Raw genomic sequence first — 440 nt, forward strand, 5'->3', positions numbered from 1 at the left:
ATACAAGGTGGTAAATAACGCAATACTGCCGTTGAAAATAAAAAACAGGCACCAGACCTGCGTTACGCGGCGGGTATATCGCACGGCCTTTTCCGGGAGGTCTGGTTCCTGCAAACGTGCCAGCCGCTCAACTATCGGCATTGTCGACCGCAGCGAACCGCCAAAAACCGCCAGCATGACTGCGTTAACCACTACCGGGTAAAACAGCAGTAACTGGTGCGTTTTCAACAGAAAACTGGAGACACACAATACAATGCCCACAACAGCAACGATTTTTGTGACGACCTGGAGCGGCCCCGTCTGGCGACGGGGCTGGCGCAGGCGCAATAAAAGCAGCAGCGCCATCAGCGGCAACAGCCAGTGCAGGCTGTTATGCACCAAACCTAGCCAGATTAAAAAAGGCCAGGCGAGCAGCAATAATCCGGTCAGCAACTTAATCA

At 53.2% G+C, this 440-nt stretch carries 1 protein-coding gene; it reads right to left on the bottom strand.

The window, feature by feature from the left end:
* The coding region (locus HFC70_RS26385; protein ID WP_210259464.1) for a hypothetical protein at positions 1 to 440 on the bottom strand (440 nt) is incomplete at both ends.

Origin of the sequence: Agrobacterium sp. a22-2 (genome assembly GCF_012276985.1) — a bacterium.
Taxonomy (GTDB): domain Bacteria; phylum Pseudomonadota; class Alphaproteobacteria; order Rhizobiales; family Rhizobiaceae; genus Allorhizobium.